Here is an 18,869-nt window from a genome sequence, read left to right on the forward strand (position 1 = left end):
TAAGCACAGCTTCTGAAGCGCGGTGCAGTGGAAGGGCTGTATTTTTTTTCGGAAAAGCACGTGGTGGATACGAGGCTACATCTTGAGCAGGATGACACCTTGCCGAACGCTGTCATCATCCATAAAAAGCGTTGTTCCTTCGAAGAAATTGCATTTGCAAGGAGAAGCCTTTCCTTCACTTGTCTTGAAATAAGGCAAATTTCTATCTTTCACACACGAACAGTTCATTCCAGGCAACGGAAGATCCGCACCTTTGGGTTGAATATTGTTAATTTTTGAATAAATATTACAATTTATAGTTAGGGGGCCTTTTGTGGTTCTCTAGAGATGTGCGTAATTACGCACCGCTTCAGTGTGAAAATGGCGCGTAACAATTCAAGAACTATTGCTACTCAAAACCTGCAGGCAGCCTTGCTGCCCATGGAAGCTTCCTCGTCTGAAGTAAAGCAGCTCGTCGAGCAGGCCTACCAGTATAACATTTTCGATGCTGACCAACTGACGCAGTACCTGGCCCTGTTACAACAGGCGAAAGCGTATTTTGGGCAGCAGGAAAGCGAGAAAGAGCGCCTGGAATGTCTGTTGGCCGAGGTTTTTGGCATTTACATGAACGGGCAGCAGCGCGAAGCGCTTCAGCAGCTAGAGGACTGCCTGCCGCAAGTCAGGGCCCTGGGCGATCCCGGGCAACTGGTGTTTGCCAAAGGAGTGGCGGGACTGATCACCTGGACGCTGGGAGACCTGACCCGCGGCATGCGGGAATTGCTGGAAGCGCTGGCCATTCTGGAAGAAACTCAGGTGACGGAAGACTGGCTTTCTACCTATTATCTATTGGGTAACCAGTACCTGGATCTGAAAGATCTGGAAAATGCCCGCCGCTGTTTCGAAAAGGGGCTGGCCTTGCCGGAGCACTACACCAATCGCGTCAGCGTCCCCATCACCCAGGCCCGCATTTACGACGGCTTGGCCAGTGTCTGCCTGTTGGAAGTAAACTACGGCCAAGCATTAACGTACCTGGCGAAAGCCCGCCACCTGCAAGAGCGGTGTCAGGACAACTACGGGCTGTCGCGCACTTTACACGATACCGCATTCATTTACCGAAAGAAAGGACTCGTTGCGCAGGCACTCGACTATTACGGCCAAAGTCTGGCGTTGCGGCGGAAAGCTTCTCTGAAAAATGGGTTGGTTACGACCCTGACGCATCTGGGCGAGTTTCACCTGGAGTTGGGCAAGCCGGACCTCGCGTTTCCGCTGTTGGAAGAAGGGTTGCAATGGGCGCGTCAGGTAGGGGTGCAGAGTAAGGTGTGTACGCTGTACCACCTCCTGAGTCGGTACTATAAGCTAGCGGGCGATGCACCCCGCGCACTGGAATGCCTGGAAGAGTACCTGGCCTTACGCGACCACATGGCGAGCGACGAAGTGCAGATGCAACTCAAGCGCCTTTCCATTCGGCATGAGCTGGAGAAGAGCGAACGCGAAGCCGAAATTCACCGCTTGCGCCACACGGAACTGAAGGCGGCTTACGACGAAATCAGTCAGATCAACGAACATCTGAAAGAGGTCATTTCGTACGTAGAGGAACGGAACCAGCAGATTTCGGCACACAAAGAAGAAATTGAAGCCCAGTCGGAACAACTACGCTGCGCCAACGAGGCCATTACCGAGCTCAACCAGCAATTGGAAGACAAAGTGCGCGAGCGGACGGCATCGCTGGCACAACAGAACCAGCTTTTTAAAGAATATGCCGAGTTGAACGCACACAAAGTGCGGGGCCCGCTGGCTCGGATTCTCGGTCTTTTGCAACTGGTCCGCATCGAATTGGTGAAGCCGGAAGAGCTGCCCACCATTCTGGGCCACCTCGAGCACTCTGCGCAGGAGCTCGACCAGGTGGTTACTCTGATGAACGAAGTCCTGTCGAAATCCAGGTAACAGCGGAAAATTTACCGTCCATACAAAACAGAAACGCCCTTGTTCCTTCGGAACAAGGGCGTTTTATCAACTGTACTACTGAAAATTAGTTGTTGACCTCGGTGGCAGCCAGCGTGGGATAGTCCGTGTAGCCTTTCGTACCGGGTGTGTAGAACGTGTCCTGGTCCCAGTCGGCGAGTTCCGCATGCTGCGCAAACCGCTCGGGCAGATCGGGGTTCGAAATAAACAGTTTTCCGAACGAAACCAGATCGGCCTCACCGTCCTGAAGTACCTGATTTCCTTTGTCCTGGTCGAACCCACCGTTGATCATCAGGGTGCCCTGGTACAGAGGCCGGTAGCGCTTCGCAATGTGAGGCTCGGCGTGCGGCACATCACTCACGTCGGTAAACGGCTCGGACAGGTGCAGATACGCCAGATTGTACTCGTTCAGTCGCTTCACGATGTAGTCGAACGTGGGGATGGTTTCTTCATCCAGCGTCATGCCGAACGTGCCGTGCAACGACGGATTCAGCCGTACGCCGATCCGGTTTTCCGGCATCACTTCTTTGATGGCATCGATTACTTCGAATAAAATCCGGGCGCGGTTTTCGATCGAGCCGCCGTACTCGTCCGTCCGGTGGTTGGACGTGCCGTTGAAAAACTGGTGCAACAGGTATCCGTTCGACGAATGGATTTCCACCCCATCGAAGCCTGCTTCCCAGGCGTTGGCGGCGCCCCGTTTAAAATCTTCGATCGTTTCCTGAATCTCTTCCAGACTCATGGCTTTGGGAGCGACGGTATCCTTAAACCCTTCCGGTGTAAACGACTTGGCGTGCGGATTGAGTGCCGAAGGAGCCAGCGGCAGTTTTCCGCCGTGAAAGTCGGGGTGCGACATCCGCCCTACATGCCAGAGTTGGAGGAAGATTTTTCCGTCGGCTTCGTGTACCGCCTGGGTCACCGGTTTCCAGCCTTCGACCTGCGCGGCTGAGTAGATGCCCGGCGTGTTGATATACCCTACGGCCCGTGGCGAAATTTGCGAGCCTTCGCTGATGATCAATCCGGCCGAAGCCCGCTGCCGGTAATATTCGGCGTGAATATCGAACGGAGCATTTTCGGCATTGTTGGCCCGGCTGCGCGTCATCGGAGCCATCACCACCCGGTTCTTCAGGGTGAGGTCTCCCATCGTATATTCGGTTAACAAAGGTTGTGTCGACATATGTATCTGTATTAAATGTTGATACAGATAACGTGTCGAGACGAAAGTTTGTTCTCGAAAGGGCCAATAGTTTTAGAGAATAGCCTACGGGTAACGTAGGCGGCTGTGGGAGGCTACTGGATGCGCAGTTTTTGGGTAAAGGAGCCCAGTGACGTTTCCAGCACCGCGAGGTACGTACCTTGCGGCAGCGGAGGCAGACGGAGCAAAGGCTGGGTCGCCGTAACGTCGGTTTGCCAGGCAAGCTGTCCTAGGCTGGTATACAGACGGAGCGTCCCCTGGCTGACGGAGGGTGGCCAGGCTAGGCGCACCTGCTCGTGTGCCGGGTTGGGATAGAGGCCCCAGGGGGACGACAGCGGGCGGTCCGGACTACTCGTTGGCGTAGGGTAGTAGGCGTAGTGTTTGACGTTGGGCACCCACCGATCAGAGTCCCAGTTGCTAAAAATGTGACAGACGATGCGCTCCAGCGCGTCGTACTGATAGGCCATGTGGGTATCGGCAACCCAATTTTCAGAGGCGGCATCCCAGAGCCATTCCTCCCACTGGTGCAGATTGCCGGCCCCGTCGTATCGGGAGTACTGCGCATAGACGCCCACCCAGCGGCCAGTGTCGGCCTGGGGGCTCCAATCGTACCTCCGACTCAGGACCACGTGCCCTTGTGCATCGTACCCGGATTCGCCACGGGCCAGCGGCACCCACTGGTGCGCCTCTTCCAGCCAGCGGTCCGTCGTAAATCCGGTGGTGCGCCCGGCAGAGTCGTTCGTGTACAGGGTGCGCGACTCCGACACCCACGCCTGCTGAGGAATGACCCAGGCCTGGTCCCATTCGCTCTCTTTGTATCCTTCTGCGGAATAGGCGTACGTAGTCATAAATTTGTTAACCCACTGTTGCCCTGACGGTTGCCACTCGTCCGTCTTGACTTCTACCAGCTGACCGTCGGGGCGATAAGTGTGCGTCGTCTGCAGGTGATTTCCCCAGGTGTTGGCTACCCATTGGTCTTGAGACAGCGTCTGTATGCGTCCTTCGGCATCGTAGAGGTTACGATACCGGGTAACGCCCTGCCACGCACCCTGGACCCAGTGGTAGCTGGCCCAGTACGCTAAGCGTTGCTGTGCGTCGTACACTTCGTCGAATCGGGCCTGCTCCAGCCAGGCATTGTTCCAGCGGGTGTACTTTATTTCTGAGGTCTGGTTGCCCTGCGTATCGTAGACATACTCCCACCGCGTGACGTCCTGCCAGGTGGCGCCGGCAGCACTGGCCTCCGCGAAAACAAGAGACACCAGCTGCCCCTGGCTATCGTAGGTGCGCTGCCACCGGGCATTGGGTTGCCAACCTGAAGCAGGCGCCCACAGCCAGGAGATCTGCTCGTGTAGCAGCGCGTTGGTGTAAGTGAACGAGAGTTTGTGCGTGGGCACCGAATCGGTCGGGGTATGAAACAGGAACACCACCATGCTATCCGCATCCGAGTGTGTGTCGGTCGTGGAAAGGGCAGGTAAGCCTGGGGAGGCGGAACAAACGGCGTGTGCCCAGGCGGCAACCACCAGAAAAAAAAGAAGGCGAAGGTTCATCGTAGGATCGAAAGAGGGCGGCAAGAAACAAGAAAAGCAGGCCGCCCGCTTTGTAAAATCCCGACGTTATGGAAGCAGAATGCCTACGAGGGTGCGGAAAGGAAGGTCGCCAGCCGCCGGCTCACGAAGGCGGGTTGCTCTTCGGGCAATAGATGCCCCGCGTCAGGGACGATCTCGACGGTAATGTTCGACAGGTACTTCCGGGCAATCCGGGCTAATTTTTTGGGCGGCAGAAACACATCTTTCTCCCCCGAAAGCAACAGCGTAGGAGCTTTAATTTGGCGGAGTTGCTTCGGTGGCAGCGCAGGCGGGGCCAGGCTCGATTGCACCGACCGGACCACCAGTGTCATCCACTCCACCATAGTGTCGGAGGGAGGCTGCGTCGTCATCGTCGCCAGCAGGGAGCGCACCTGTGCCGGGGTAGGTTTCCATAGGAGTGGCAGCGACCGTCCGATGAGTTGCCCCGTCAGCCGGAGGGGAATGAGTCCGGCCGGATCGAGTAGGACCAGCCGGTTGACGCAGGCCGGTCGGGTGCCGGCCAGGTGCAACGCCAGCCACCCGCCCAGGGAATGCCCCGCGACGTGTGCACGCCCCACGTTCAGGACTTCCAACAGACTTTCCAGCCATTGCGCGTATGCGTCTCCTTTGAACGGAAACCGATAGGAGGCGCTTTTGCCGGGTTGCCCCAGGGTATCGACCGCAATCAGGTAAAACTGATCACGCAGCAGCGGAAAGTACGGGGCCCAGGCCAGGGCCGAAAAGTTGGTGCCCGGCAGCAACAACAGGGGTGGAGCCGTGGGGGCACCCGTCGTCAGTACATGCGTCAGCCCCATCCGGGTTTCGACGATCTGCGAGGTTGCGTCGAGTGCGAGAAGCCGCTGGTCGATCCATGCGGTCACCGCACGCTGACTCGCCTGACTTTTGTAGATCGTCGCTTTTTGCATGTTGGGCAAAATGTGGTTTGTGCCCAAAAGTAGCCATTATGGTCTGCACGCAAAAAGCCCTTCCTCCGTGGAAACTCCACCGAAGAAGGGCCTGCGTCATCAATCCGTTACTTCGTCGAAGCCGTCGGTCGGACCGGCCATCCGTACGATCCGGGGCGTAAATGTGCCGAGCACGTCCACCAGTTCCGACTGAGCGGCCATCACCTTTCGGATGTCCTTGTAGGCCATCGGCGCTTCGTCGAGGCCGGAGCCGATCACGGTCACGTCGTGGTTGTGCAGGTGCTGCCGCACGGCGTGCTTGTTCAGCGTGTCTTTCGCCTTCCGTCGCGACATCACCCGCCCCGCCCCGTGCGACGCCGAGTTCAGCGACGTGGCGTCGCCTTTGCCCCGGACGATGAAGCCGGGCGCGGTCATGGAGCCGGGGATGATTCCCAGAACGCCGGCCCCCGCGGGGGTCGCGCCTTTCCGGTGCACGATGTACTCGCGGCCGTCGGCCCCGGTTTCTTTCCAGGCGAAATTGTGGTGATTTTCCACCATCGCCAGCGGTTGTGCACCCAACGCCTGGGCCAGTCGCCGGTGGATGTGGTGGTGGTTCGCCGACGCGTAATCGCCCGCCAGGTTCATCGCCCGCCAGTACTCCTGTCCCGCTTCCCCGTCGAGGTCGAGCCAGGCCAGATGCCGCGCCTCGTCGGGCAGTTGGCACTGCGTTTTGGCGACGTGCGTGTAGTGCCGGGCAATTTCTGCACCTAGCCCCCGCGACCCCGAATGTGACAATACGGCGAGGTACTGACCGGGAGCGAGTCCCAGTCCATTGTCTGCTTCCAGGATGTCGACCACCCCGAACTCCGCGAAGTGGTTGCCGCCGCCCGACGAGCCGATCTGCCGCCAGGCGCGGTCTTTCAGCTCACGTACCACCCGGATGTCCTGAAATTCCGGCCGCTCCAGCACCGCATCGTCGAGTGGTTTCTGAAAGACCTGTTGCCCGAACCGCGTATGGTCGTTTAGCAGCTTCTGGAAGCGCGCGCGGTCGTGTTGCAACCCGCTGATCGGCAGGTCGAAGACCGACAGGCACATCCGGCAACCGATGTCGACGCCCACGCCGTAAGGAATCACCGCGTTTTCGGTCGCCAGCACGCCTCCGATGGGCAGGCCGTAGCCCTGATGGGCATCGGGCATCAGCGCCCCGGCGCGGGTCACGGGCAACTTCATCGCAATTTCCATCTGGTTCACCGCGCCCGGTTCAATGCCCTCGGCCCCGTAGATGGCGTACGGAATGCGCTGGGTGTGCAGCGCGTGGGCCTGCCGCTCCTGCTTGCCGATGAGCGCTTCCGCCACCGGACCCAGGTGATCGTGGTCGCGGTAGAGCGCCGGTTCGCGCAGCACGCGCGTCAGCAGATCGAGTTTAAAGGTTTTGCTCTTCCCCCGGAAACCGCCCTCCAGCGCCCGCATCGCGTGGCCAATGGCCGGTCCTTCGGGGTAGCCGAGCTGCCGGAGTTCTTTTCCGGTAATCTGGTTCGAAGCCATGAGTGAAATTAATTTCTGATTACAAATTGCAAATTACATATTCTAAAAAGTCGCAGGGCCTGAGGTCACAGGCCCAACGTCGCTGGGTTTGCATAAACGCGCTGCGCTTTGCTCTCTGCGCTCAGCGCCAGCCGATACCACGCCAGGCCCGTATTCCGACGGAGTTTCCGGTGGAGGAACGGTTCGTTCTGCAGAAATCGTGGCGCTTCTTCGGTCAGGGCAAAGCCAAACCGGCGCGGCAACTGCGTGTAGAGCGACCGGGGCGGGCCGTTGTCTGATGTCAGGCCTTTCATCCACAGCCCACCTTCGTAGGTGTGGTAATACACCGTCGACAGGCCGAGCTCTTCTTTCGCCATCCACAGCACCGCCGACAACATCGCCTCTTCCCAGAGTTTGTAGTAGGGTTGCAGCGTTTGCTGGTACCTGCGCAGCGACGCCAGGTTGATCCAATCGTCGTCGGGTTCCTTCGTCAGAATATGGGCGATCCGCCGCACTTCTTTCAGCCAGTCGCTCTGAATCTCCTCTATCAGGACTTCGCCGGTTTCGAGGGAGAGGTCGAGCCGCGCCCAGGCGAGGGTTTGCAACCGACCGCTTTGCGCCGGATGGCACTCATAACTGAACGGAGCGTACCCAAACTGGTTTTGCCCATAGAAGGTGCGGTAAGCGATGTCGTGCTCCCAGTCAAAGTTCAACTGCAACACCAGGTTCCAGCCGGGCCGGGACGTCTGTTTCCACCCGACTTTGCGGCTCTTTCGGTACTGTGCCCCCCAGCGGTCCCACGTCAGCAGAAACAGCTTCGATCCTTCGTCGAGGTAGTCCCGCAGCGCAGCCGCCTCCGGCAGGTGGGTTCCCCAGTGGGCCATTAGCGGACGGATCACCGGCTTTTGCAGCAGATGCCCGAACGGTGACTGGCGCACCTCACGGATGCGTCGCGATTGAGTTTGCAGCCCGTACGCCAGCAACAGCAAGGCATACCGGTCGCGGAAGTAGGGAAAAGGTTGTGGCGTACCACAGGTCGTATGCAGAATAAATTCAGTTTCTTCAGTAGTCATGATCAGGGGTAGGAATAACGATTCAATAGGCGATGACCCGCCGCCGCTATCCCCGACCGATCAGCGCTCAGGTTCGCGGACGGCGGTACCGCCAGCAGGATGGGTTTCTTCGATTTCGTTTCATGAGTTCTTGTTGGTTAAAAGCCGTGCGGGTGTCGTTCCTTCACACGTCTTACTCTACACTTGTATTAAAACCGGGCAACAGACCGCGCACGCCTCTTCCCCGAACGGAGAAGTTAGGATTCGAGCCTAAGACTAAGAAAGCCACGAAGTAGCGCGCACGTACGGCACCGGAAGGTTTTCACGTGTTGAGGTGGTGGATTGGTGAGGTTGCGATGTGTTTTAACGCCATTCGACATGACAGTTTATAATATGATCCGCTCTCTCACCACATCTCTACTCCACCACACGATAGAATAGGAGCAACAAACGAAGAGGGCTTATGTGATGACACATCCAGGCGTTTCCAGCATCCAAGAGCGGCTTTTCACGTGACTGGTTACGAAGTACCCCACTTCTACGGCATCCTTATTTTCTGTGACGCTTTGGTGATGTTGTGCCCATGGTTACGTCACGGCATCGCCCTGCCAACACATCGCTTGGCACCAGCCCTGGGCCAGTCGGATGTACGCGGCGTTGATAAACGGAAAGACGGTGACGTTCGGAATATGATTGACTTCCAGTAGGTATTTCTGCCCGTCGTGCCCGATCATGTAGTCCACCCCCGCCACCACCAACCGGAAGTGATCCGTCAGTCGGCGGGTATCTTCCTGCAAGGCCTCGTCCATCGGCATACAAGCGGCGTCCGCATGGTGGATCGATTTCAGCCAATCGTCTCCCGCCAGCCGGAGTTGCCAGAACTGGTCGCCCACGCGCATGATGCGCACCGCTTCGCCCTCAATAAAGGGCTCAAAAACGGTAGGTTCCGTCGCCTCAAACGCACCGGTAAACCGGCTTTTGTTTTCGCCACAGTGCCAGTTGCCCCATTTCGCTACCGTCGTTTCAGGAGCCTGACAGGTCCCGGCGTGAATCGCCATGCCGCGCGGCATCGTGCCGAACCGCGTGATGCGTAACGCCCGCGCCAGTCCGGCGTGGCGGAGGCGGCAATCCAACATCCCCTGTGCATCGGGCAGGCAAGGGCCACCCCACAGGGCCAGCAGCGTGATGAAATCCACATCGTGCTCGAAAATGCCGTGATAAATCACCGCATCGACTTTCAGGAGCGTGCCCGGTCGCGAGTTACTTTCTGCGTACAGAACTCCCTGATCTAATTGGACAACGGGCAACGCCTCGTGCGCAATGAACAACCCATCGAATCCGTGGGTGATGCCTCGCGCTTCCCGGGCTTCCAGCCCTACCAGTAATAGACGTTGTCGATTCATGCAATTCTTGATTAAAAAGGAGCAACAGGCGAGGAGGGACTATTTTCATACGGGATTTGAACCCGCAATCTCGGGCAGTATGCCCGCGTCCTAACCTTTAGACCAATGAAACCGAAGTACCCCACCTCTACGGCATCCTTATTTCGTGTGGCAATGTGGCGGTGTAGTAATGTTGTGATGTGTCTTAACTCAATTGTCATCGCCCGTTGCCACGGGGGCCGTCCCACGGGGGCCGTCCCACGGTGGCCGGCGACTCGGTTCGAATGGAGCAAAGCGTAGTGAGAAATCTTCTCACTTTAGGAACGAGATTTCTCCCGCTGGTCGAAATGACATGCTATGATTGCTACCTCACTACCTCACCACACGATATAAAAAAGGAGCGACAAGCAAAGTGCGACTATAATCAGATGCTCTATCCAGTTGAGCTACATCTGTCACACAGATGATAAGACTTGAACTTACAACCTCCTGGTCCGAAGTAACGCACTTCTACGGCATCCTTATTTCTTGTTGCGATGTGGTGGGCTGGTGATTTGTCTTAACTCAATTGTCGGTTCGAATGGAGCAAAGCGTAGTGAGAAATTTTCTCACTTTAGGAACGAGATTTCTCCCGCTGGTCGAAATGACAGCATTTGATGTGTTCACTCAATTCACCACACCACCCACCCACCACATCGCTACTTCACCACTAAAATCAAAAGGAGTAACAACCGGGAAGCGTATGGGGCCATTGCTCTACCAACTGAGCTACAAGACAACGAATTGCCTTGGCACGGCTCGAACGTGCGACCGATGGGTTATCGAAGTACCACTTCTCTACGACATCCTTTTGGGGTGAAAGAGATCTTTTAGTTTTTTGTCGGGTGGGAGAGTGATCAGTACGCACCACTCTCCCGCGCCGCGTAGGCCGGGCCGCGTAGGCCAGACCGCTTTTTACATGTTTACAATAGAAATCAGAGTTCAATCTGTTCGATCACCGACAAGGCTTCGGCGCCGCTTTCGAGGGCGGCGAGTACGTCGAAGACTTTGTCGGACCAGCCGGCGATCAGGTGCACGTCCCGACCGATGACGCGCAACGGCGCGGTGCCGTAACCGGCCAGGTCGAACACATACAGCCGTGCATTCGGTGCAAACCGGCGGTACCGCTGCCATTCGTCGGCCAGCGAGCCGTTGCTGGAGCGGCTATCCCACAGCTGGCAGTCGGTGAAGATCATCACCTTGTCGATCCGCTGTCCGCGCCGCAGTAGCTCCTGAATCACCAGGTAGCCGTTGGTGGCGTAGCCGACTTCCCCTTCGCGCCGCCGCAGGTCCATGACGTTTGCCAAGACGCGCTGTTGCGGCAGACCGATGGTTTTCCAGGTGTCGCCGAAGATCCCGGTGAGGACATTCCGGCAGCGGGATTGCAACAGCATGCCCAGCACCAGACCGATGTCGTAGTGCTGCACTTTCGAGCGCGGCGACAGGGGACGTTGCATCGAACCCGAGACGTCGCAGGCCACCAGCACCGACGTATCGCCGTCGAAGCCCGGCAGGTTGGCCGCCGAGGCGAGGACCGCCGCTTCGAGCGCGTCGAGCACCTGGGGCGTGTAGCCCGACCGTACGTCCTGCACCTCTCGGTAGGCCGAGAGGAAACGGAACGGCAGTTGCCGCGACCGGGCGACGGCGCGCGGATCGGCTAGTGTTTGGCAGACCCTATCCACGTGCGCGGGGGAGATGCCGGCTTCCAGCAGATTGCGGAGGTTGCGCAGCAGGGCCATGTAGCCCAGCCGTCCGCTGGTGATCAATTCCTCCCAACGTGCGCGGAATGCGGCCGCCTTTTCTGCCTCGGTCGCAAACTGGGCCTGACCCGTGGCCGACAGTTCGGTCTCCCACGTGTAGGGCGTCTGCAATTCGTCACGGACCAGCCGGTCGAAGAGCGCCTGTTGGGCCGCATCTTTGGCTTTCGGGTGGACGAGGAACAGGGCGTCGCGCAGGCGGATTTCCGCCGCCCGGTCGTATTTCGCCAATTGGTACGCGTCGAACCGGTTGAACGCCACGGCCAATCCTTTCTGCAATTGCTTCGACAGACGGCCGAGTTTTTTTGCACCCGTCCGGCCGTTCGCCGCCTGGTAACAGGCCAGCAGCTCCGTGATTTCGTCGGCCCGTTGGATTACCCGACCCGTCAGGCGACCCACGAGACTGTCGCCGGTGTGGATGCGGGCCAGTTCGACGGTCAGGGCCAGCGGCACCGAGCGCAGGTGCATCTGCTCCCGGGCGTAGACCGCCAGTCGGGCAACAAATGCGGGGTCGACCTGCGCAATCAGCTGCCGGATGCGTTCCAGCCGTTCGTCGCTCCCTTCGTAGAACTTGTCCGACAGTGTGGTAGTAACCACGGCCGCGTAGAGTTCCAGTTCCGGCGAGAGCGTGTAGGCTTCGGCACCTTCGTAGTTGCGTGTCCGGTCCCGATTTCGGAGGGGTACATTGAATCGCATGCGTGAAATCAATTGGTATTTTAGTGAGATATTTTTTTTAGAGATGATCTCGATTTTTTGAGTAAAGACAGACTTCTCCCGGCCCTCAAAAGAACTGGTTTTTGAGAGAAATAAGGAAAGCGTATGACGCGTCAGGCAACGTGCAGGACAAAGCGCGTTGTACGACGGATTACCGGACCGGGCTAAGAAAGTTTGGTGCAGAAAGGCAACAAAAAAGCCCGGACGGTGAGCGCCCGGGCTGATTTCGCATCGAATTGCGTTTATCGTTCCCGCCAGGGCGCAGCATGCATGGGTTCTCTTCCGAAGAGGGGATCCATGGTCTTGTGCGTATCTAAGTAGATGATCTGGCGTTTCATGAGTTCTCGTGTTTGAGTGATGCAAATGTAAGTTGAGTTTCCGATATGAGTCAAGTTTTCCTCAAAATAAATTTTATATTTTTTTGAGAAGAGGAGCTGCGCAAAGGAATGAGTGAATAACTGAATGAATAGCGCGGGGCGTAGAACGTTTAAAGCTCAAAGCTTAACGTGAAAAGAAGACAAGCACTACTGATAGACGTCGTTTCAAATGCTGAACCCTAAGCTTTTCACGTTAAACCGTCCCGACGGTCCGGTCTGAACTCCTCAACTTTCTAAACCTGTACCCTTCTACCTCTTTCACGATCCTGACTCTTCCAGTAGGTCTTTTTTCTGTTTCTTTTGCTGGTTGATGCGGTAGTTCAGGGTCAGGTTGATCTGCCGGGGACGCTGCTGGAACGAGCCGTTCGTGTAGAAGATGTCGCCCTCCACGATGGACCGCGACCGGTTGCTGTTGAATACGTCCGAGATATTGAGCGTCAGCGTGCCCCGGTTGTGCAGTACGTCGCGCGTGATGGCCATGTCGAGGTAGGCGGTCGAGAGCTGGCGTCCCTGGGGCGTCTGTTGCGGGGCCGTGTAGTTGCCGCGCAGTTGCATGTCGGTGCCCCACAGCGTCAGGCGGGAGGTGACGCGCGTAAACCAGGTGTAGGTGTCGCTCTGGTAGGTTTCGCGGACGTTGGTACCGTCAATGATCGACCGGTAAAAGTTGAAGGTGCCGTCGAGTTTCCACCAGTTGGTGGGGCGGTAGGAGGCGATAAATTCCGCCCCGTAAGCATCTTCGGTCAGCAGGTTATAGGGAGCCGTCGTGGCGATGCCCGCTTCGTTGACGGTCCGGATGCGCTGAATTTTCGCGTTGGTGTGGCGGTAATAAACAGCCGAACTCAGCGATGCCTGATCGAAATACTTGAGGTGCCCCGCCTCAAACGCGTGCGTATATTCCGGGTTCAGGTCCGGGTTGCCGCTGAAGTAATTGCGGTTGTCGAAAAACGTAACGAAGGGCGTCAGGTCGTTGTAGGTCGGGCGGTGCAGGCGGCGGCTGTAGCTGAGTTGCAGCGCGTTTTCCTTCGGCATTTCGTAGGTGATGTGCGCACTCGGGAAGAAATTCAGGTACGACCGCGGGTTCACATCGTTGGTCTCGATCAGCGTGGTCGTTACGTCGGTGTATTCGGCGCGCAGGCCCAGCTGGTAGCCAAAACGCGCCACCTTGTTGCTGTTGATCAAGTAGGCGGCATAGATGTTTTCGTCATAGAGAAATTCGTTGTCCAGCCCCGGCAGCGGCACCCACTGTTCGCCTTCTTGTTGGGTTACCAGGTAGTCGTTCGTCAGGTCGCGCAGCGTGTTGCGCATGCCCGCTTCCAGCTTGCCGTTTTCGCTGTAGGGTTGCACGTAGTCGGCCTGAATGAGGATCTGTTTCTCGGTCTCGTAATTCAACGATTTCTGCAACTGTTCGCCTTCGAGCGAGTTATTGGGGTCAAACAACCGGGTCGTGTACAACTGATCGGAGTCTTCCCAGTGGTCCATGTAACTCAGCACGGCCGTCAGTTCCTGGTCCTTGCGGTTGAAGGTCCGTTTGTAGTTCAGCGCGTATTCCAGAATCGGCTCCACCTCGTCTTCGTGCTGGGCGCGGCGCGTGATGTCGTTCAGGTTGGCTTTGGTGTTGAGGTAATCGAAGTATTCGACCGAGGTACCGCGGGTGCCTTTGCTGTGGCGGTAGGTAAACGAGGTCGTAAAGATGTTCTGCGGATTGAGAAAATAGTCCGCCCCGAACTGGATGTTGTTCGACACCATGCGCTGGCGGGTGGTGGTGTACTGTTGCGTAAGGAACGTCGTGTCGGCATCGTACACCTCCTGGTACTGTTGGTTGCGGGGGTTGGTGATGTTCCGGTAGTAGAGGCCGTAGTTGACGAAAAAGTTGAACCGCTCGCGGCGGTAGTTCAGGTTGATGGCGGCACCGTAGTTGGCCGGATGGCCCACGGTGAAGTCGAACGAGCCGTTGAAGCCTTGTTGTCGCTCTTTTTTCAGGACGATGTTGATGATCCCGGCCATGCCCTCCGCCTGGTAGCGGGCCGATGGGTTCGTGATGATCTCCACGCGCTCGACCAGACTGCCCTGCAACGTGCGCAGTCCTTCCGCGCCGTCGAAACTGACCATGCCCGACGGCTTGCCGTCGACGAGAATCTGCACGTTGCTGCTGCCGCGCAACCGCACGCCCCCTTCGCCATCGACCGTGACGGAAGGCAGGTTGCCCAGGATGTCGGCGGCGGTGCGGCCGGCGTTGATCGGATCGGCACTCACGTTGAACACCTTCTTGTCAAGCGAAAGCTCCACCACGTCTTTTTCCCCTTGCACCACCACCTCGTCCAGGTCGATGGTGGCCGCCTTCAGCGTCAGCGTGCCCAGATTCAGTTCCGTCGCGCCGACCGTGACGGTTGGCAGGGTCCGAACCGGGTAACCCAGAAAATTGATCGTGGCGTAGTAGGTGCCCTGCGAGGCCTCCAGCGCAAACGTCCCCGCGTCGTCGGTAATGCCGCCGGCTACGAGTGAACTGTCATGAGGCGCAAACAGGCTGACGGTGGCGTAGGGGAGCGGGGCTTTTGTTTCGGCATCGACAACTTTGCCGGTCACGCGGCCTTTGCCGCCGCTTTGTGCCTGAACGACAAGCGGAAGGAGGAGTAACAACAAGCTGAACAGGACCGAAAACGGCATTCGCACCGGGCGAACGGTAGGGGTGGCGTACATGCGGTAGGGGTGTGAACTAGGAGTAGGATGAATGGACAATCGGTTTTTGAACCGGGAAAATTAGCAAAGATGTTGAAGCAAAATTGAAGTTACTCAGCACATTTTTGCGCCTTTGTATAACCCCGGTTCGCCTTGCGTTTCCCTCAACCCTGGCCGCCCATCCTCCTCAAAACCGTACGGAAAGACCGCCTCCGGCACCGAACCGATTGTCGTAACTGGCCATGAGCGAAACGTTGCGCGCCAGGAAATACTCAAGCCCGGCCGACCAGGTCGTTTCGCCCTGGTAGCGCGCCGCGGGCGTGTCGGTGGTTTCGTTCGGATAGGTGACCCACCCAAAATCGGCCTGGTATTCGTAGGCGCCAAACAGCATCGTGCGGGGCAGAATCATCACTTCCCGACTCAGGCGAAGTTCCGGCCGCAACTGGTTGTCGATCCGCGCATCCAGGTCGAACATGTACGGCGTGAAGAAACGAATCCCCGCTACGGCTGTCGGAGCCAGTTCGCTGAGCTGATTTGTCCCCTCGTTTTCCAGGTTCACCCCCACAAAGACCCGGAAGTAGTCGTAGAGGTAGCGCTCGTAACTTATTTCCGCTTCTAGGTTCTGGTTCCAGCCGTATTCGACGCTGACGTTGAACTGGTTCCGGATGTTGGAAGCCACCAGCGCCACTTCCGTCATGTGCGAGGCGACATCGGCCGTTCCCCAGAAAAAATAGTGATTGGCTTCGTTGACCAGGTTCAGCAACGGATGGCCGACCAGACGTTGGTCCCGTGGCGTGTCGTAGCTGAAAATGCGTGCCATGCCGCTGTTCATGTGGTACAGGACGTGGCAGTGGAAAAACCAGTCGCCATACTCATTCCCCAGAAACTCGATGGTGATCTTCTGCATGGGCGGGACGTTCACCGTGTGTTTGAGCGGAGAGCGCGCCCCGTTGGCGTTCACCACCCGGAAAAAATGCCCGTGGAGGTGCATGGGGTGGTGCATCATGGTCAGGTTGTTGAGCGTGATGCGGGTCACTTCTCCTTGTTTGATTTTGAGCTGATCTGACTCGTTCAGGGGAACACCGTTGATGCTCCAGATGTAGCGCCACATGTTGCCCGTCAGGTTGAGGACCATCTCGTTCACCGGCGCATCCTCAGGAAAAGCCGTCGGTTCCGGCGACTTCAGGAAGTCGTAGGTGTAGGCCGCGTACATCCCCATGCCGGGCATATCCATGTCTGATCCATCCATGTCGGACGGTTCCATGTCAGAAGGTTGGGAAGTGGCGTGCCCGTTCATGCCGTGGTGGTGTCCGTGTTTGCTCGAATCGGCCATATGGTGCATGGGGTGGTTCATGGAGACATCGTCTTTCGTGGAGCTCATCTCCATGTCCGATGTGCCCATCTCCTTATCGGACATTTTCATGTTGTGCATCGCGTCCTTGTCGCCCTCCATTTTCATGCCCCAGTGTTGCATCATGGCTTCGGGTTCCACGTTGTTCGGCTGAAACTTCATGGCTGGCGCGCCCATGCGCATGTCCATCTGAGCCATCTGTTTCATCATGCCGATTTTATCCGGACGCGGCACCTCCGGGGCCGACAGCGTATCGCCTTGTCCGAGGTAGGCCGATGTATGACCGGAGCCATCCTGAGCGGTCGCGCGGATTTCCACTTGTCCGGTCGGGGGAAGGGTCACGATAAAATCGTAGGTCTCGGCAATGCCGATAAACGTCTTGTTGTGCACCACCGGCACCACGTCGTTGCCATCGGCCGACACCAGGAGGGGATCTTCTCCGCCGAACGTAATCCAGAACTGCGAGGACGCGGCCGCGTTGATGATCCGTACGCGTACTTTCTCGCCGGGCTTCAGCTCCGGGTACGAGCGGGTGCGTTGGCCGTTGGTCAGAAAGGCGGGGTAGTAGACGTCGGCGATGTCGGCGCTCTCCATGCGCTGGCGCCAGAAGTTGAGCTGCGCGCCGAAGGCCCCACGGCCGATGACCCGATTCAGCGGGGTCGAAGTGCCTTTGCGGATGTTGTACCACTCGTTGCCGCGCTTCAGGTTTTTCAGCACGTGTTCGGGCTTTTCGTTGGTCCAGTCGGAAAAGACCACCACCAGGTCTTTGTCGTACGTGAGGGTCGGCGCTTTGGGCTCGATCACAATCGATCCGTACACCCCCCGCTGTTCCTGCAGTTGGGTATGCGAGTGGTACCAGTACGTCCCGTGAATCCGGATCGGAAACTCGTATTTGAACGTCGTGCCGGGGGCAATGGGCGGTGTCGTGAGGTAGGGCACACCGTCGTAATAATTCGGCAACAGTAAGCCATGCCAGTGAACGGACGTTTCCACCTCCATCTGGTTCTCCACGCAGATCACCGCGTAATCGCCTTCTGTGAAACGCAGGGTCGGGCCGGGAATTTCCCCGTTGATTTGCAGACCCACGACCGCTTTGCCGGTTTTGTTGACCGTTCCCGGCGCAATGGTCAGGTGGTATACCGTGGTATCGGGCTGAGCCTGTGAAGCAAAAGAAAAAATAAAGAAGGCGGAGAGAAGGAAAAAGTAAAGAGGCCTCATGCAGTACACGATTAAAAAGAACAGGCGCCTGCAAAAACAGAAGTGCGCAGCTGCCTGCGTTGTGGGTTATGGAAGTGTTGTGTGGGAGCGGTGTCGCCGTCCGTAGACTTTCAAGAGGGTAGGCAAGAAGCACGGCGTCACTTGGTTCCCTGAAAATCCGGTACAGCACGCGCCTGCGCTTCTGCTTCGGTAGTGGCTGCGCCGTGCTTGCGGATGTCTTCGATGAGCCACTCCATCTCTTTGATTTCGCGGCGTTGCGCTTCGATGATCTCGTCCGCCAGTTTGCGGACCCGCGCGTCCTCGATCTTGGCACGTTCACTCGTCATGATGGCGATGGAGTGATGGGGAATCATGGCTTTCATGTACGAACGGTCAGCGACCGTAGTCTGGCTACGGACCAACCAGAGGCATAGCACGAACAGCATCAGGCTGCCTCCGAAGATCGACAGGTTAAGTTGCCGGTTTTTATACATGCTGAGCATAAAGCCCAGCATAACGATGGCCATCACAGCGCCCATCAAAAAGGCCATGTACAGACGGGTTTCACTAAAAAACAGATGACTCCATGCGTAGGTATTCAGGTACATCAGGCCGTACATGAGTACCGTGGAAGTCAAAATCATCAATCCAAAGCGTACGTATTTTTTGCGATCAGTCATGTTGGTGTTATACTTTACTACTCAAAAGGTGAGGGCCGTTTCCCGCTGCGGCAAGGGGCATCCACCACACAGGGCATGCGAACACTCGCTCAATTCTCCACCTCGCAGGGCGACAATCAAACGTGCGAGGGATGCGCCGCCGGTGCCGGGTTGAGACGTCCTCCTGTTGATGAGAAACGAGGATTGGGCTGCAAAAGGCTTTTCAAAATTTTGGAAAAGGTTTGTAAAATTTTAGCCACAGGAACGAGCAGTGCGGGAGTTCCCAACTAAAATGGGGATGATGGTGCAGCTTTGGCGCTGTCTGTCCCCTCCTGTCTAACCTTCGTCCGATGCCCTCCGTTGCATATACCAGCGGGCATTCTCTTTTCTCTGCCACCCGGCGTGCGGCCCGCAATTTTTTAGCATTGAACCCGCAGCCCATGAAAAAACACGACCACAGCGGCATGGCCATGCGCGGCGTGACCCGTCCGATGGCCGAACAGGAAATCAAGAAAAAATTCTCTCCGTCAGAAGA

The 18,869-nt window shown here is 57.3% G+C and carries 11 protein-coding genes and 1 tRNA gene; 1 reads left to right on the forward strand and 11 read right to left on the reverse strand.

Annotated features, from left to right (window positions below):
- Positions 1 to 420 precede the first annotated feature (420 nt).
- The gene (locus BLR44_RS25570; protein ID WP_176956207.1) at positions 421 to 1,923 is read left to right on the forward strand and encodes a tetratricopeptide repeat protein; all 1,503 of its coding nucleotides are present in this window, start codon (positions 421 to 423) and stop codon (positions 1,921 to 1,923) included.
- An 85-nt stretch (positions 1,924 to 2,008) separates the two neighbouring features.
- Here BLR44_RS25570 and BLR44_RS25575 read toward each other — a convergent pair whose 3' ends face one another.
- The 11 genes from BLR44_RS25575 to BLR44_RS25620 all read right to left on the reverse strand — a co-directional run bounded on the left by BLR44_RS25575 (position 2,009) and on the right by BLR44_RS25620 (position 18,355).
- On the reverse strand, positions 2,009 to 3,118 hold the full coding sequence (locus BLR44_RS25575; RefSeq protein WP_089687680.1) for an alkene reductase: 1,110 nt from the start codon (positions 3,116 to 3,118) through the stop codon (positions 2,009 to 2,011).
- 113 nt (positions 3,119 to 3,231) lie between these two features.
- Positions 3,232 to 4,683 carry a T9SS type A sorting domain-containing protein gene (locus BLR44_RS25580; RefSeq protein ID WP_143017474.1) on the reverse strand — a complete coding sequence of 484 codons (1,452 nt, stop codon included), beginning with the start codon at positions 4,681 to 4,683 and terminating at the stop codon, positions 3,232 to 3,234.
- An 83-nt stretch (positions 4,684 to 4,766) separates the two neighbouring features.
- Complete coding sequence (locus tag BLR44_RS25585) at positions 4,767 to 5,627, reverse strand: alpha/beta fold hydrolase (RefSeq protein WP_143017475.1); 861 nt, start codon at positions 5,625 to 5,627, stop codon at positions 4,767 to 4,769.
- Between the two features lie 99 nt (positions 5,628 to 5,726).
- Positions 5,727 to 7,151, reverse strand: a complete 1,425-nt coding sequence (locus tag BLR44_RS25590; RefSeq protein WP_089687690.1) for an RtcB family protein — start codon at positions 7,149 to 7,151, stop codon at positions 5,727 to 5,729.
- A gap of 65 nt (positions 7,152 to 7,216) precedes the next feature.
- A complete protein-coding gene (locus BLR44_RS25595) occupies positions 7,217 to 8,203 on the reverse strand; it encodes a hypothetical protein (RefSeq protein WP_089687693.1) in 987 nt (328 codons plus the stop codon).
- A gap of 566 nt (positions 8,204 to 8,769) precedes the next feature.
- Entirely contained in the window at positions 8,770 to 9,585 is an 816-nt protein-coding gene (locus BLR44_RS25600) for an ATP-grasp domain-containing protein (RefSeq protein WP_089687695.1), read from the reverse strand.
- A gap of 40 nt (positions 9,586 to 9,625) precedes the next feature.
- Positions 9,626 to 9,697: transfer RNA gene (locus tag BLR44_RS28975), tRNA-Val, on the reverse strand.
- Positions 9,698 to 10,538: 841 nt separating this feature from the next.
- The gene (locus BLR44_RS25605; protein WP_089687699.1) at positions 10,539 to 12,056 is read right to left on the reverse strand and encodes a TROVE domain-containing protein; all 1,518 of its coding nucleotides are present in this window, start codon (positions 12,054 to 12,056) and stop codon (positions 10,539 to 10,541) included.
- Positions 12,057 to 12,709: 653 nt separating this feature from the next.
- Positions 12,710 to 15,148: a TonB-dependent receptor gene (locus BLR44_RS25610; protein ID WP_245706172.1), complete on the reverse strand. Its 2,439-nt coding sequence runs from the start codon at positions 15,146 to 15,148 to the stop codon at positions 12,710 to 12,712.
- Between the two features lie 166 nt (positions 15,149 to 15,314).
- On the reverse strand, positions 15,315 to 17,696 hold the full coding sequence (locus BLR44_RS25615) for a multicopper oxidase domain-containing protein (protein ID WP_089687702.1): 2,382 nt from the start codon (positions 17,694 to 17,696) through the stop codon (positions 15,315 to 15,317).
- 137 nt (positions 17,697 to 17,833) lie between these two features.
- Positions 17,834 to 18,355, reverse strand: a complete 522-nt coding sequence (locus tag BLR44_RS25620) for a DUF305 domain-containing protein (protein ID WP_089687706.1) — start codon at positions 18,353 to 18,355, stop codon at positions 17,834 to 17,836.
- Positions 18,356 to 18,869 lie beyond the last annotated feature (514 nt).

This window comes from Catalinimonas alkaloidigena (assembly GCF_900100765.1).
GTDB lineage: Bacteria > Bacteroidota > Bacteroidia > Cytophagales > Flexibacteraceae > Mooreia > Mooreia alkaloidigena.

Bases quoted from the DNA above. Each gene is read 5' to 3' on its own strand.
- BLR44_RS25570 (WP_176956207.1), top strand. From the start codon at position 421: ATGGAAGCTTCCTCGTCTGAAGTAAAGCAGCTCGTCGAGCAGGCCTAC.
- BLR44_RS25575 (WP_089687680.1), bottom strand. From the start codon at position 3,118: ATGTCGACACAACCTTTGTTAACCGAATATACGATGGGAGACCTCACC.
- BLR44_RS25580 (WP_143017474.1), bottom strand. From the start codon at position 4,683: ATGAACCTTCGCCTTCTTTTTTTTCTGGTGGTTGCCGCCTGGGCACAC.
- BLR44_RS25585 (WP_143017475.1), bottom strand. From the start codon at position 5,627: ATGCAAAAAGCGACGATCTACAAAAGTCAGGCGAGTCAGCGTGCGGTG.
- BLR44_RS25590 (WP_089687690.1), bottom strand. From the start codon at position 7,151: ATGGCTTCGAACCAGATTACCGGAAAAGAACTCCGGCAGCTCGGCTAC.
- BLR44_RS25595 (WP_089687693.1), bottom strand. From the start codon at position 8,203: ATGACTACTGAAGAAACTGAATTTATTCTGCATACGACCTGTGGTACG.
- BLR44_RS25600 (WP_089687695.1), bottom strand. From the start codon at position 9,585: ATGAATCGACAACGTCTATTACTGGTAGGGCTGGAAGCCCGGGAAGCG.
- BLR44_RS25605 (WP_089687699.1), bottom strand. From the start codon at position 12,056: ATGCGATTCAATGTACCCCTCCGAAATCGGGACCGGACACGCAACTAC.
- BLR44_RS25610 (WP_245706172.1), bottom strand. From the start codon at position 15,148: ATGTACGCCACCCCTACCGTTCGCCCGGTGCGAATGCCGTTTTCGGTC.
- BLR44_RS25615 (WP_089687702.1), bottom strand. From the start codon at position 17,696: ATGAGGCCTCTTTACTTTTTCCTTCTCTCCGCCTTCTTTATTTTTTCT.
- BLR44_RS25620 (WP_089687706.1), bottom strand. From the start codon at position 18,355: ATGACTGATCGCAAAAAATACGTACGCTTTGGATTGATGATTTTGACT.